General features: G+C 59.8%; 12 protein-coding genes. 9 read left to right on the top strand and 3 right to left on the bottom strand.

Going from position 1 to position 14,928, the window contains the following annotated elements; translation table 11 throughout:
* Nucleotides 1–96 precede the first annotated feature (96 nt).
* The 3 genes from BP758_RS11475 to cofD form a co-directional block, all read right to left on the bottom strand.
* Nucleotides 97–1,284, bottom strand: a complete 1,188-nt coding sequence (locus BP758_RS11475; protein WP_292371023.1) for a HEAT repeat domain-containing protein — start codon at nt 1,282–1,284, stop codon at nt 97–99.
* 141 nt (nt 1,285–1,425) lie between these two features.
* The gene (locus BP758_RS11470; RefSeq protein WP_292371022.1) at nt 1,426–2,361 is read right to left on the bottom strand and encodes a PEGA domain-containing protein; all 936 of its coding nucleotides are present in this window, start codon (nt 2,359–2,361) and stop codon (nt 1,426–1,428) included.
* A gap of 82 nt (nt 2,362–2,443) precedes the next feature.
* A complete protein-coding gene (gene cofD / locus BP758_RS11465) occupies nt 2,444–3,358 on the bottom strand; it encodes a 2-phospho-L-lactate transferase (RefSeq protein WP_292371021.1) in 915 nt (304 codons plus the stop codon).
* A 46-nt stretch (nt 3,359–3,404) separates the two neighbouring features.
* Here cofD and BP758_RS11460 point away from each other — a divergent pair, with 46 nt between their 5' ends.
* The 9 genes from BP758_RS11460 (at nt 3,405) to BP758_RS11420 (ending at nt 14,551) form a co-directional block, all read left to right on the top strand.
* Entirely contained in the window at nt 3,405–4,610 is a 1,206-nt protein-coding gene (locus BP758_RS11460; protein ID WP_292371020.1) for an HD domain-containing protein, read from the top strand.
* A gap of 76 nt (nt 4,611–4,686) precedes the next feature.
* Nucleotides 4,687–5,172 (top strand): hypothetical protein, encoded by a 486-nt coding sequence (locus BP758_RS11455; RefSeq protein ID WP_292371019.1) that lies wholly within the window; start codon nt 4,687–4,689, stop codon nt 5,170–5,172.
* A gap of 14 nt (nt 5,173–5,186) precedes the next feature.
* Nucleotides 5,187–5,639 (top strand): hypothetical protein, encoded by a 453-nt coding sequence (locus BP758_RS11450; RefSeq protein WP_292371018.1) that lies wholly within the window; start codon nt 5,187–5,189, stop codon nt 5,637–5,639.
* Nucleotides 5,640–5,723: 84 nt separating this feature from the next.
* Nucleotides 5,724–6,281, top strand: a complete 558-nt coding sequence (locus BP758_RS11445; protein WP_292371017.1) for a UbiX family flavin prenyltransferase — start codon at nt 5,724–5,726, stop codon at nt 6,279–6,281.
* On the top strand, nt 6,274–7,515 hold the full coding sequence (locus BP758_RS11440; protein WP_292371016.1) for a UbiD family decarboxylase: 1,242 nt from the start codon (nt 6,274–6,276) through the stop codon (nt 7,513–7,515). Before BP758_RS11445 ends, BP758_RS11440 begins: the two co-directional genes overlap by 8 nt.
* A 7-nt stretch (nt 7,516–7,522) precedes the next feature.
* Nucleotides 7,523–8,689 (top strand): aconitase X catalytic domain-containing protein, encoded by a 1,167-nt coding sequence (locus tag BP758_RS11435; RefSeq protein WP_292371015.1) that lies wholly within the window; start codon nt 7,523–7,525, stop codon nt 8,687–8,689.
* A 116-nt stretch (nt 8,690–8,805) separates the two neighbouring features.
* Nucleotides 8,806–9,924 (top strand): DUF1646 family protein, encoded by a 1,119-nt coding sequence (locus tag BP758_RS11430; RefSeq protein ID WP_292371014.1) that lies wholly within the window; start codon nt 8,806–8,808, stop codon nt 9,922–9,924.
* Nucleotides 9,925–10,004: 80 nt separating this feature from the next.
* The gene (locus BP758_RS11425; RefSeq protein WP_292371013.1) at nt 10,005–10,541 is read left to right on the top strand and encodes a HEAT repeat domain-containing protein; all 537 of its coding nucleotides are present in this window, start codon (nt 10,005–10,007) and stop codon (nt 10,539–10,541) included.
* 83 nt (nt 10,542–10,624) lie between these two features.
* The gene (locus BP758_RS11420) at nt 10,625–14,551 is read left to right on the top strand and encodes a DNA-directed DNA polymerase II large subunit (protein ID WP_292371012.1); all 3,927 of its coding nucleotides are present in this window, start codon (nt 10,625–10,627) and stop codon (nt 14,549–14,551) included.
* Nucleotides 14,552–14,928: the final 377 nt, after the last annotated feature.

Below are 14,928 nucleotides of genomic sequence, written 5' to 3'. Positions count from 1 at the left end.
GCTTTTCCCCGGCACTTTTTTTTAAAAGAACCGCCGGGCTGTTCTGGTCTTTTAATCAGAACAACTCTCCCGGGCCGGGAACAAAAAAGATGGGGATTACTGGGGATTGCGCTTTTTTATCATTTCCAGCGCTTCGAATGCTTCGCGCCGGACCGAGACATTCTCGTCGGATAAGAGGCCGGTGAGGTGATCGGCTGCCTTATTGTCGCCGATCTCGCCGAGCAGGAGAGCGGCACGCTTCCGAACATCGCTCTGGTCGTCTTTTAAGACCATAATAAGCGGCGTCGTTGCCGGCTGGCCGAGCATCCAGAGCGCTTCCATGGCAGCCGTCCGGGACCGGACATCCCCCTCGCGGAAGACCTGCATGAGCGGGGCAATGGCGGGGACGCCAAGAGCTGCAAGGGCTTTTACCACATCGATCCTGACCGCCCGGTCGGGATCGGCAAGGGTGCCGATGAGGGCCGGGATGGCTTTGGTGTTCCCGATCTGGCCAAGAACCGATGCCGCCTCCTTCCGGAGCGCCGGGTTCTGGCTGGCGAGGGCTGCAATGAGCGGTTCTACCGAGGGTTCGCCGATGGTGACGAGGGCAAGTTCCGCTCTCCGTGCAGTGTCCTCGTTCTTGTCGACAAGGGCTGCAATGAGCGGGGCAATAGAGGTCTCGCCGAGCGAGCAGAGGGTCCCCATCGCGGCCATCCGCACGTGTTCCAGCGGATCGTTGAGGCTCTCGATCAGGGGGACGACTGCCCTGGCATCGCCGATACGGCCGAGTGCAACGGCGGCTTCGTGGCGAACCCACGGGTCGGGATCCTTAAGCATCTCGATGATGTTCGGGACGGCACGGCCTTCCCCCATGACACCGAGTGCCTGGACAGCGCCCCGGCGGATGAACGGGTGGGTGTGCTTGAGCGACTGGATGAGCGGCGTGACCGAAGGCTCGCCAATGAGCTGGAGCGCCCGGATCGTCTCCTGGCGGACGTCCTCTCCGGGGTCGGCAAGGGCGCCGATCAGGGGGACGATGGCCGGAGCGCCGATCTTTCCGAGCGTATCTGCCGATCCGCGGCGGATGATCCAGTACTCGTCCCGCAGGCCGTTGATGAGCGGCTCGATAAAGGGCTCTCCCAGATCCCCTACCGACCGGACTGCATTCCAGCGGGTGTCGAGGTCCCCGCTCGTAAGGGCCTTAAGGAAGGTATCGTAGCGCTCCTTCTGAGCCTTGAGCCGGGCTTCCTCGTCCTCCTGGCTCCCCGATTTGAAGATATTGAGGAATTTTTTCACAATTGCCATAACAATCTCCTGTTGGTTCACTGTTTGTATAAAATCCTTCAAATAGCTATCGGAGAGCAAAATACTCTTTGAATAACCGTCCGCTTCCCAAAACAAAAGAACCGTACCCGGAAAAAAGCAATAAAAAAAGGATGCCCTGTTTTACGGGGAGACAATGCTCACGATCACCGATGCGGAACCGGTATTCTGCGCATCGTGCACGTACATGGTATAGATCCCCATCGGTTTTGCCTGGTCGAAGGTGAACTTGTAGTTCCAGGTATTATCGGCATTCAACGGAAGCGTGACAACATCCACCCCGTTTGAGTACTGCCCGGGCCCGTACAGCGTCAGCCGGACGGTCTTTGCCCCGCTCGTGCACAACCCGGAGAAACTGGCGGTATTTCCCTGCGGGATGGTGGCGCTGGCAGCACTGATGGTGATCGATCCGCCGCCGACTGCATTGAACGAGACCTTGTCCGAGGCCTGTTTCTGTTTGTCGTATGCGATCATGGTATACGCCCCGTTCATGATGCTCGTGCCCGGGTTCCACGTGTACGACCACGTATTATCCGTCCCGACCGAAGGTTCGGCAACCTTGACGCCGTTTGTATAGATGCCCGGCCCGTACAGCATGAGGATCACACCGTTGCTGCCCTTGCAGGTGCCGGAGAACAGGAGCTTGCCCCCGATAACGAGGGTATCCGTACTCTCCGTGATCGTCACCGTGGGCTGCTGGACTACTACGGAGATGGGCTGGACGGTTGTTGCTATGCCCGAGGGTATGGTTGTTGCCGTTTTGGATGCGAGCGGAGTGAGGGAGGCATAATAGCTGGAAGTGCCCGCTGGTACGGTGATGGTGGATTTCCACGGGGAATACCCGGTGAGCCGGTATTCGAGGGAGTGCGTGCCGACCGATACATCCGAGAGCGAACTGGGTGTTGTCCCCGCGTACTGGTTATCGAGATACACTTCCGCACCAGATGGTGAAGTGGTGAACTGGAGCGTGGTTTTGCCGGTAGTGGAAGGAGTGACCGAGGTACACCCGGCCACAAGAACCAGGATTATGACTGCAGAAATAAGAAGAAGGTTTTTCATTCGTCTCCCTTGCCGTTGAGAAAGTATCACGATGAACGATTAAAAACTTATGGAACGCTTGAAAGGGGTATTCCTTCGCGCATCAGGCTGCCGGGCCCTGCTGTTCTGCGAGCATCAGGATGTTCTTTGCCAGTTCGAGGCTTTTTTCCTCACCGGTCATTAAGGTGTCGAACCTGACTGCCCCGGGGACCTCTACCGGGTCCCGCACGTCCTGCACGAAGAGGTCGACAAGGTCGCCATAGCACTGCACCGTACCGGCCGAGGTAGCCTCGTATCCCGAGGCCCTCATCAAGGCCGCAGCCGGGCCGCTCACGGGAGCATCCCCGATAAACGGGCTCACCGCGATCACAAACCTATCGGCCATAGCCTCCCGGATCCCTTTGCATTCGAGGATGGGGGTGATGCTTGTTATCGGGTTCGAGGGACCGATCACCACAACCTCGCTTGCCTCGATCGCCCGGAGAACCTCTTCGGTACTCTCCGGCGGCACTTTCGAGCAGCGCACCACATCCTCGATTGGGATCTGTCCCCGGGAGCGGACCCAGTATTCCTGGTAATGGATGAGACCGAGTTCGGTCTTTACCCGGGTCGTGACCTCGGTATCGGTCATGGGGAGGACATTCTCCCGCACGCCGAAGCGGTCGCAGAGGGTCCGGGTGATGTTGGTCAGCCGCTGGCCGTCGCGGAGCAGGTTCCCTCGCGCGATATGGACTGCCCGGTCCCGGTCGCCGATTGCGATGTACTCCCCGAGGCCCATCTTCTGGATCTCCCCGTGGGTGGTAAACGTGTCGTCCCGCAGCCCCCACCACGTATCGGTGTTGAGGACGCCGGCAAAGAGGTACATGACCGTGTCAACGTCCGGGGAGATGTGGTTCCCGGAGATCCAGATGTCTTCTGCGGTATTGACTACGACCGAGATCTCGTGCCGGTCCATTATCTTCTGCACGCCCCGCAGCAGTTTTGGCGTGCCGGTCCCGCCCGACAGGAATGTGATCATGCGTAGAATACTTTTATGCGCTGTATATGAAGATTATTAGGTTGGCGTGAACCCGAAGATCATCAAGGACCCGGTGCATGGCTATGTGGAGGTAGATGCAGCGATCCTGCCGCTCCTGGACTCGCCGGCGATCCAGCGCCTGCGCTATGTCCGGCAGCTCGGGTTTTCTTTCCTTGTCTACCCCGGTGCCAGCCATTCGCGGTTCGAACATTCGGTCGGCACGATGCACCTTGCCGGTGTTGCATGCCGGCAGTTCGGGCTTGCCAACGAGGACCGGCTGCTTATTTTGGTCTCTGCGCTCCTCCACGATGTGGGCCACGGGCCGTTCTCGCACGCAAGCGAGCCCCTCATGGAGTCCTGGCTCGGGCGCACCCACGATGATATTGCAGGGATTGTCAACACCCGGTTTTCCTCTCCGCTTAAGCAGATCGGAGTCGCCCCGGAAGATGTCTGCGCTGTCGTGAAAGGAAACCACCCCCTCTCCGGGATCATCCACGGCGATCTCGATGTAGACCGGATGGACTACCTGCTCCGCGATGCGTACTACACCGGCGCGCCGTACGGCACGGTCGATGCCCACCGGCTGATACGAAACATCCACCTGACGGAGGAAGGGGTGGTGCTGGACGAGAACGGGATCAATGCGGCAGAGTCCCTCCTTATCGCCCGGACCCTGATGCGTCCTACGGTGTACTACCATCACGTGAGCCGGATCGGGGAGTGCATGTTCCAGCTCGCCATGCTCGGCCATGGTGCGGATCTCTCTGGTGCGGACCGGGAACGGCTCTGCATGCTCGACGATGCCGAATGTATGCACGAACTAAGGAACTCGCCCGATCCCCGGGCGAGGGACCTTGCCGCCCGCCTTTACGAGCGGCGGTTGTACAAGCGTGCGGTCTATGCCGGGCAGGACCAGGTCAATGCTGCGGTCTTCCAGACCGGCTGGCCGCTCGAACGGACCCGGGAGGTGGCGGCCGAGATTGCCCGGGCTGCCGGGTGCAGGGCAGACGATATCCTTGTCGATATTCCCCCGGTTCCGGGCGACATGTCCCTGGAGGTCCAGGTAAAAAACCGCCATGACCCGATGGGATTTGCGGAGATCTCGCCCCGCCTGGGGACCCTCAACCAGACCCGGCGGGAACAGTGGCGCCTCGGGGTGTATACCCTTCCGGAGCTGCGCGATGCGGTTGCCGAAGCCGCAGCAGAGGTACTCCATATAAAAAAGCCCACCCGGCAGGGCACCCTCTTTTGATCCTGCCCGGCACCGGAATTTCGGCGGGAGCGAGGAAACAACACATAAATACGCGGCTTTTCCTACATTTCACCGTATGAAACGATCGTTTGTCTGCTGCCTTGCCCTCGTCCTTCTCGGGGTTATCGTTGCCGGATGTACCAGTACCACTCCTGCCGGCCCGGCCCCCGCGACCACCCCGACAGCGGCTGCCGCAGCGCCGGCCGGGACAACAGCCGCCGTTTCGGCTGCACCGACCCTCCCGCTGGGAGGCCATTATATCCAGAAGTCCTATTCGTTCCACAACACGAACGACCAGTACACCGAACAGCTCAGGATCGACAACCAGTCATGGGCCGTAGTGTACACCGTCACGCCGCTCAGCGACGACCCGTCGGCAGGGTGGTTCGAAATGACCGTAACAAACGTGGACTCGAAAAAGAGCCAGACCTTTGGCTATGGCAGGAGCTTTGCCGGCGACACCCTCCAGCAGTACCCGATGTACGGGGCCGGGTCCTACCAGATCGCAATGAAGGGAAACCTGACCAAGATCGATCTCGATGTGGCAGAGCGCCGTCCATAGGAAGTGATTCGGAGATGACAGATGTGATTTCCGATATCGTGGTCTTTAGTATCGGGATCGTGGTCGCGATCGCGATTGTTGTGGCCGCATTTTACAGGCTGCGGGCCGCAGAACGCCGGATGCACGAGAACAGTTACAAGATCCGGGTATACACCGACCTGTTAAACGCTGTTACCGAGATCAACCTCTCCTACGGCGACAGTTACAAGATGGATATCGCCAAGAAGGATCTTGCCCTGACGCTCAACCGGCTCAATCTTATCGCGAGCTCGGGCGTGCTCAAAAGCGTCAGCGATCTCCTGGACCTCTTTAACGAGAGCAAGGACAAGGAATTCGACACACTCCGGCTCCACAATATCCTCAACACGATCGTGATCGAGGCCCGCCGCGACCTCAACCCGTCCCACGCCCAGAAAGTCGAGGAGTCCCGGGTCAGGTACCGCTTCTTTGCCCCGTCCCGGAAATAATCTTTTTTTAACAGCCGGATCCGGCATAAACACTTTTTACTTTGTGGCTCCGACATTGGTATCACACGAGAGGGGTGTGGCGGCATGGAAAAAAAGGAATTTGTTGTCGGCGTGACCGGGGCGAGCGGGGCCTGTTATGCCCGGCGCCTGCTTGAGGTGCTCTGCAGGGATGCCCGGGTGCATGTAATTATCTCTGAAGTGGCAGAGGAGATAGCACGCCACGAGGGAGTAGACCTGTCCGGCTTTGATGCAACCTACCACGATATCGGCGAGATCAGCGCCGCGATCGCGAGCGGGTCGCACCGCTATAACGGCATGGTGATCGTCCCGTGCAGTGCAAAGACGCTTTCTGCCATTGCAAGCGGGTATGCGGACAACCTGATCACCCGGACCGCGGACGTCTGTTTAAAGGAGCGCCGGAAATGCATCCTTGTCACCCGCGAGATGCCCTTATCCCGGATCCATATCGCAAACATGCTTACCGCCCACGATGCGGGAGCAACGATCATGCCGGCCTGCCCGGGGTTCTATTCGCAGCCGGAGAAGATCGGCGATCTCGTGGACATGGTTGTCGGGCGGGTGCTCGATCACCTTGAGGTAGAACATACGCTCTCAAAGCGCTGGAGTGGTTACGATGCGTGAATTTATCGAAGCAATGCGAAAGGCCGGTCGCGTCATCGATGTCCGCGAGCCGTGCTCTCCTGATGATATGAAGGCTGCACAGCAGGCAGCCGGTACCGATAATCTCCTCTTCTTCCATAGTATCGGCGGCGCACGGGCGGTCATGAACGTGACCGCGGATCGCCGGGCCCTCTCGCTCGCGCTCGGGATCGATGAGAAAAACCTGGTAAAAAAGCTCGCGGAAGCAAACTTTGACGGGAAGATCGTAAACGACGGGAAACTTGCCATGCAGAGACCGGATCTCGCGAAGATCCCGGTGATGCATTTCTTCCCCAAAGACGCCGGGAAGTATTTCACGGCGGGGATCGTCTTCTCGAAATGGGACGGGGTGGAGAACGCATCCATCCACCGGATGCTCGTACTTGACGACCACCGGGTCGCTGCCCGGCTGGTCGAGGGCCGGCACACGTACGTGATGCACAAAAAAGCCCTGGCCTGCGGTGAGCGCCTGCCGATCGCACTAGTCGTCGGGGTCCACCCCGCCGTAACCTTTGCGAGCTGCACCCGGGTGCCGGCCGGAAAGGAACTTGCCTATGCGGCCGAACTCATGGGCGGCACGATCCATGTAAAGGAGTGCAGCAACGGGGTGCTCGTCCCGGCGGATGCCGAGATCGTGCTCGAAGGGTTCATCGGCCCTGATGTGACGGACGAGGGCCCGTTTGTGGATATCACGGGAACCTACGACCCGGTCCGGCGCCAGCCGGTGATTGAATTTACCGGCATGTACACAAAGCCGGACTTCATCTACCACAGCATCCTGCCCGGGGGGGACGAGCACAAGATCCTGATGGGCTGCCCGTACGAGCCCAAGATCTACAAGGCGGTTGCCGGGGTCACCGAAGTGAGAAACGTTGTCCTCACCAAGGGCGGCTGCGGGTATCTCCATGCGGTTGTCCAGATAAAAAAGAGCACGCAGGGCGATGGCAAGAACGCGATCATGGCGGCCTTTGCCGCCCATACCTCGCTCAAGCACGTGGTAGTAGTTGACGAAGACATCGACCCGTCCGACCCGCACGATGTCGAGTACGCGATTGCGACACGGGTGAGCGGGGACAAGGATATCATGGTGATTACCGGTGTCCGCGGTTCGTCGCTCGACCCCTGCCAGAAAGAGGACGGCACGAACGTGAAGATCGGGGTCGATGCGACCATGGTGCTCGGCCACGAAGACGAGTTCCGGCGCGCCACGTGGTGACCCTCCCATGATGCTTGACGCGGACGACGAACGGATCCTTGCCGGGGAAGAGGGCGAGACCCGGCAGAAGATGCTCGAACTCGTAGTGGCGCTCGGGAAGGTCTTCGGGGCGGAACGGCTCGTTCCCATCAGAAGCGCACAGGTGAGCGGGGCGTCCTATAAGACGATCGGCAGGTACGGCCTTGAATGGCTCGACAGCCTCGATGCAAAGGCGGTTGTCCCGGCGATCCTGAACCCGATCGGCATGGCCCGGGGCCGGTGGGAAGAGATGGGGATCGACCCGGCCTTTGCACAAAACCAGGAGAAGGTTGTTACTGCGTACGAACGGCTCGGGATAACGCTCGAATGCACCTGCACGCCGTACTACCTGTACGAGACCCGGTATGGCGATCATCTCGCCTGGTCTGAATCGTCGGCGGTCAGCTACGCGAACTCGGTGATCGGCGCCCGGACCAACCGCGAGGGGGGCCCGTCCGCGCTTGCCGCGGCGCTGGTGGGAAAGACCGCCTGTTACGGCCTGCACCTCGACAAGAACCGGGTGCCGCAGATCGTGCTTGATGTCCGTGCAGATACGAAAGACTGGGGTGTTGCCGAGTACGGGGCGCTCGGGTACCATGCGGGAAAGCTGGTCGGCAACCGGATCCCGTACTTCCGGGGCATCCGGCCCGAACCCGACCAGCTCAAGGCACTCGGGGCCGCGATGGCAGCGACCGGGGCCGTGGCGCTCTACCATGTGGACGGCGTTACCCCCGATGCACAGAAACACCGGTACGATGTATCCGGGATCGAGACAATTCCGGTCGAAGGAGCGGAGATCGAAGCGGTCTTTACCGATATCCCGGTCGATGCCGTTGCCCTCGGCTGCCCGCACTGCTCGCCGGCCGAACTTGCCGAGATTGCAAAGCTCCTTGCCGGGAAAGTCGTGGCAAAACCCCTCTATATCTTTGCATCGCAGGGCGTCATCGACAAGAACTCACGGCTGGTCGATTCCATCGAAAAGACCGGCGCCCGGGTCTTTGCCGACACCTGCATGGTTGTCTCCCCGGTCATGGAGCAGTACGCTTCGGTCATGGTAAACTCCGGCAAAGCCCTTGCCTATGTCCCCAACATGTGCGGGGGAAAGGCCCGGATCGGGACGCTTGCCGACTGCATTGCAGTTGCAACGGAATTCTAAAATTTTTATCCCGGAAATGACCCCCTCAAGAAAGGGCTTATCCTCCATGCTGCCGACATGTACACCATACAGGGGTTTCCTGTTTTTTAATAAACTGATAATTACGGAGTGATCGCGTGGAACTTTTCGTAACGCTGGGCCTGTTTGTTATCTTCTGTCTCGTCCTTGTCCTTCCGTTCGTAAATAAAAAGATCGAAGAGAACCTCGAGATCTTCTTGTTTGTCTGCGGTGTCGCGGCACTGACCCTTGCCGGATTTGCCACGATAGACGGGGAGACCACCGGCTGGACTGCCGCTATCGTCATCGAGGCGCTGACGAGCCCGCTCAACATTGCCTCGATCGGCGGCATCCCTATCGGGATTGTCCAGATCGTCCTTGTCGTGGGCATCCTGATCTACTGCTTCCACCACCAGATGGAGCGGGCGATCAACAAAATGGTCGGGTCGTTCTCCCTCAAGGTGATCGTCCCCCTGCTTATCATTGTCCTGGGCCTTGTCGCAAGTATCATCTCTGCCATCCTTGCCGCGATCATCCTTATCGAGATTATCAACTCCCTTCCCCTCCCAAGGGAAGGCAAGATCGAGATCACGGTAATCGCCTGTTTTGCGATCGGCCTTGGCGCCGGGCTCACGCCCCTTGGGGAACCTCTCACTACCATCGTGATCTCCAAGCTGTCGGGCGACCCGTACCATGCCGGGTTTTCGTTTTTGATCGATACGATCGGGATCTACCTTGTCCCTGCCGTGATACTTTTGGGAATTCTCGGCCTTATTGCGCTCAAGAAGCGTAAGACTGACGAGACGAACCTGAAATGCACGGTCGAGCGCGAAAACCTAAGCGAGGTCGTCATCCGGGCCGGCAAAGTTTACCTCTTTATCATGGCGCTGACGTTTCTCGGGAGCGGGTTCAAGCCCCTCGTTGCCGGCTACATCGACATGATCCCTTCCGCAGGGCTCTACTGGGTCAACATGGTCTCGGCAGTGCTCGACAACGCGACCCTTGCCGCCGCCGAGATCAACCCCTCGCTCTCGCTCTCCCAGATCACCTGCGCACTGATGGGACTCCTCATCTCCGGGGGTATGCTCATCCAGGGGAACATCCCCAACATCATCGCGGCCGGGAAGATGGGAATCACGAGCAAGGAGTGGGCGAAAGTCGGTCTCCCGCTCGGTCTGGCGTTAATGGCCGGGTTCTTCTGCATCCTCTTTGTCCCGGGGTGGCTCGGGCTGGTATAGGCGCAGAGGATCGGACCACCTGCGGGATGACAAAGAAGATGAACGGATACATGCAAACATCAGGACAGGATTACTAAGCCATGACGTCCGATACCCCTGCCCCCGACAAGGAGAGCATTGCCGCGCTCATCGGCCAGCTCGACGACCCCGCGATCGACAACCGGCACGAGGCGGTCCTCGCGCTCGCACGGACCGGCCCCGACGCCGTACTGCCCCTGATCCAATCGCTTGCCGGGGCAACGGGAGACGAACCCCGCTGGTACCGGTCAGTGGCTCTCGCCAAGGTGGGCACACCCATTATTGCGCCGCTCATTGCGGCCATGAAGGAGAACCGCGACTTCGAGTTCCGGCGCTACGCGGCAGCGGCTCTCGGGGAACTCGGGGAGGCGGCAGTCGAGCCTCTCATCGAGGCAATGGGAAGCGACGACAAGGAACTGCGGGGCTTTTTCTCAAAAGCGCTCTGCCGGATAGGAAAACCCGCGATAGTCCCGCTCACCCGGCACATCTCCGACGAAGACGAGATCCTCCGGTCGTGTGCAACCCTCACGCTCTGGCAGATGGGAGAGTCCGGCCTGACCCCCATGATCGAAAAACTCCATGACGACAAAAAAGAATAATCCCCCGATCATTACTCCCCTTTTTCAGACGGGATACCCCCTGATCCCACAGTATTAATTTTCGTCCCGCCAAATCTAGCAGTATGCTCAAGCTCTCCCCGGTGATGGAAGCGTACGGGAATACCCTCATGGCAGGGCTGTCCCGCGCAATCGCCATCGCAGAGGAGGCGCGGCGCCAGGGGCTCGACCCCAGCATGGCAGTCGAGATCCCGATTGCAAGCGACCTTGCCGACCGGGTCGAAGTGCTCGTGGGGATCAAAGGGGTGGCGGCCCGGATCCGCGAGCTTGAATCGCAGATGTCCCGTGAAGAGGCGGCTCTCAAGATCGGCGACGACTTTGTCGCAAAGATGTTCGGGGAGAAGAACAACGACGAGATCCTCGACCATTCCATCCGGACCGCGATGGCCCTGCTCACGGAAGGGGTAGTCTCGGCCCCGACCGAAGGGATAGCAAAAGTGGGTCTCGGGAAAAACGACGACGGCAGCACCTATCTCATGATCTATTATGCCGGTCCGATCCGGAGCGCCGGCGGGACGGCGCAGGCACTCTCCGTGCTCGTCGGGGACTATGTGCGGGCAAAGCTCGGGATCGGGAGGTACCGTCCCCGGCAGGAAGAGATCGAGCGGTACATCGAGGAGATCCGGCAGTACAACACGATCATGAGCCTCCAGTACCTCCCGAGCGAGGCCGAGATCCGGCTGATCGTGGAGAACTGCCCGGTCTGTATCGACGGAGAAGCAACGGAAAAGGAAGAGGTCTCGGGGCACCGGAACCTCTCCCGGGTCGAGACAAACGCCGTCCGGGGCGGGATGGCGCTCGTCCTTGCCGAGGGCATAGCGGGAAAGGCCCGCAAGCTCAAGAGCAAGGTCGAGAAGATGAACATGCAGGGCTGGGACTGGCTGGACAAGCTGATCGCCGGCGCGGGAAAACCGGCAGCCGAGACCGAGTCCCATGCCCCGGGTATCAAGCCGCTCGACAAGTACCTCCGCGATCTCATCGGCGGCCGGCCGGTCTTTTCCTACCCGATGCGGAAAGGGGGTTTCCGGCTCCGGTACGGGCGGTCGCGGAACACCGGGTTTGCCACCGCCGGGTTTAACCCGGCAACCCTGTACCTGCTGGGCGGGTTCCTTGCGGTCGGCACCCAGATGAAACTCGAACGGCCCGGCAAGGCCTGCGGGGTTGTACCGGTCGATACGATCGACGGGCCCACGATCCGGCTCAAGGGGGGCGACGTGGTCCGGGTGGACGATGAAAAGACCGCGCTTACCCTCATGGGAAAGGTGGAACGGATCCTTGACGTCGGCGAGATCCTGATCGCGTACGGGGATTTCCTGGAAAACAACCACCCGCTCGTCCCGGCCGGCTACTGCGAGGAGTGGTGGCTGCTCGATCAGGAACCGGGAACAAAACTGCCAAAGGACGAGACCGAGGCCCTGGCGCTCGCACACACCACCGGCAGGTACCTCCACCCCTCATGGACGTGGTTCTGGGACGATATCACCTGCGACCAGATCCGGCTCCTCGCAGATACGGTTGCACGGGAGGGAAAGATCGAGGAGGATGCCCTTGTCATCCCGCTCACCGCGGAGGTCAAAGACCCGCTTGAGATCCTGCTCATCCCGCACAAGGTGAGCGGCGGAACGATCCGGATCCGGGCATACCGCGCCTTTACAGCCTGCCTCGGCCTCGACGAGCACCTGAAAAAACGCGATACCTGGAACACGGTGCCGGCCGATGCAGCACAGCTCGACCTTGTCATGCACCTGAGTGGCTTGAAACTCCGGTCCCGGTCCGGGATCCGGATCGGCGGGAGGATGGGACGGCCCGGCAAGTCCAAGCCCCGGAAGATGAGCCCGCCGCCCCACGCCCTCTTCCCGCTTGGGGAGTCCGGGGGAGCACGGCGCTCGTTCCAGGAAGCATCGAGCCATGCCGAGGAATCCGATGCCAGCGCGACCGAGATCGATTTCCAGAAAGAGGGCGGTATGATCGAGATTGAAGTCGGCCGCCGGCGCTGTCCCGATTGCGGTGAGATCACGTACCTGAACCGGTGCCAGAAGTGCAAAACGCACACGACCCCGGTCTACACCTGCCCGAAGTGCGGGCATGAGATGATGACACCGCGCTGCCCGAACTGTGATGTCCCCACTAAGTGCAGCCAGCGGATCGCCTTAAACGTAAAGGAGGAATACGCGCAGGCAATGGGGCGCCTCGGGATAAAAAAAGACAGTATCGCGCTCGTGAAAGGCGTAAAGGGCGTGATCTCCCAGGAGAGAACGGTCGAGGCGATGGAAAAAGGCATTCTCCGTGCCCTCCAGGACATCTACGTCTTCAAGGACGGCACCACGCGCTTCGATATGATCGATCTCCCGCTCACCCATATCCGGCCGGACGAGATATGCGTGAGCGTGGAAAAGATGCGAGAGCTCGGGTACCTCAAAGATATCAACGGCTACGATCTCCAGAACGGGAAACAGGTCGTAGAACTGCACCCGCAGGACATCCTGCTCTCCGACTCCTGTGCCTTGTATATGATCAAGATCGCGCAGTTCATCGACGATGAGCTCACGAAGTTCTACGGACTTCCGGCATTTTATAACGTAAAGACCCGGGACGATCTTGTCGGGCAGCTCATGATCGGCCTTGCACCGCATACGAGCGCCGGCGTGCTTGCCCGGGTTGTCGGGTTTACCCGGGCAAACGTTGGTTACGCCCACCCGTTCTTCCATGCGGCTAAGAGGCGGAACTGTTTCTTCGGCGATACCGAGATCGAGGTGATGGACGGGAAGAACTGGACGAAGATCCCCATCCGCAAATTCGTGATGGAGAACTTCGACATCAGCCAGCCCGGCATCGACCGGCTGGGTACCTATTACTCCGACCCGGTCCGGCCCTATTACACCCGGACCGTGGATACCGCCGGGACCCTGCACATCCGTAAAATTACCTCGGTCTCCATCCACCGGGCGCCTCCAAACCTCCTCCGGTTTACCACCGCCCGCAGCCGGCAGCTCACGGTCACCCCGGACCACGCGATGATTGTCTGGGATGTCGGGTACCTCAGGAAGATCCGGGCAATGGAGGTCAAGGCCGGCGATCCCGTGCCGGTCTTTGAAGGAAACGCCGTTATTACCGACCGGATCACCAGCGTCGAGACGGTTGCCACGCTCGAAGACCGGGTGTACTGCCTGACGGTGGCTGAAGACCACACGCTCGTTGCAAACGGCATCTTCACCGGCCAGTGCGATGGCGATGAGGACTGCGTCATGCTCCTCATGGACGGCCTCTTAAACTTCTCCAAATCGTTTTTGCCCCAGAACCGGGGCGGGACCATGGACGCCCCGCTCGTGCTCACCAGCCGGATCGACCCGGCGGAGATCGACAAGGAGTCCTTAAACGTGGATGTCGGGAAGGGATACCCGCGCGAACTCTACGAGGCCGGCCTCGCGTACGCGAAAGCAAAGGATGTCGAGCCCCTCATCGACCGGGTGGAACGCAGGCTCGGGACCCCGCAGCAGCTGGAAGGGTTCTTCTTCACCCACGACACCTCCGACATATCGTCAGGCCCGCTGGAGTCCACCTACACGCAGCTCAAGACCATGGCCGAGAAACTCGATGCCGAACTGGATCTCGCAGAGAAGATCCGGGCGGTCGATGCGGATGATGTGGCAGAACGGGTCTTAAACACCCACTTCATCCGCGACCTGATGGGCAACCTCTCCGCGTTCTCCAAGCAGAAGTTCCGGTGCACCAAGTGCAACACGAGCTACCGCCGGATGCCGCTTGCCGGCAAGTGCACGAAGTTTAAGGGAAAAGGTATCTGCAACGGCAACATCATCCCGACCGTGCACGAGGGCTCGGTCAAGAAGTACCTCGAAGTGTCCCGGGCGATGGTGAAAAAATACAAGGTGTCGGAATACTGCCGGCAGCGGGTCGAGGTGCTCGACCTGAATATCGAGTCCACGTTTGGCGAGGAGAAGCAGGAACAGCTGGGCCTTGCCGATTTCATGTGACCCGGTGTTGCGATAAGCATCCCGGTACCGGGCCCTCTTCACTTGTTCCGTCCCCGGCCTGGTTCTGAATATTCGCCCGGAAGGTTTGCCCGGGTTATGGTCGCAGATACCGTTCCGTGCCGGGAAAATGCCGGCAAAATATTTTTCCGGCCAAAAAAGGGAGTAAGTTAGCAAGCCGATTATCGGATACGTATCCGATAATCGGATGTACATCTGACTCGCTGTTTCCGGCTCCGGCGTGAATTTTTTTGGTGGTTCCGGTTTTTCAGGAAAAAAACCGGATCGCCCGGGTCCGCAACTTTTTTTTGTTCCAAAAAAATTCCGGTTTTTCCCGGTTCACGCGGGAAAAGGAGCCGGGCCGGAGATGCAGTACGGGG

Source organism: Methanoregula sp. UBA64 (genome assembly GCF_002502735.1).
Classification (GTDB): domain Archaea; phylum Halobacteriota; class Methanomicrobia; order Methanomicrobiales; family Methanospirillaceae; genus Methanoregula.
Note: the sequence above shows the minus strand (reverse complement) of the source record. Positions and strands in the feature narration are given on the sequence as shown.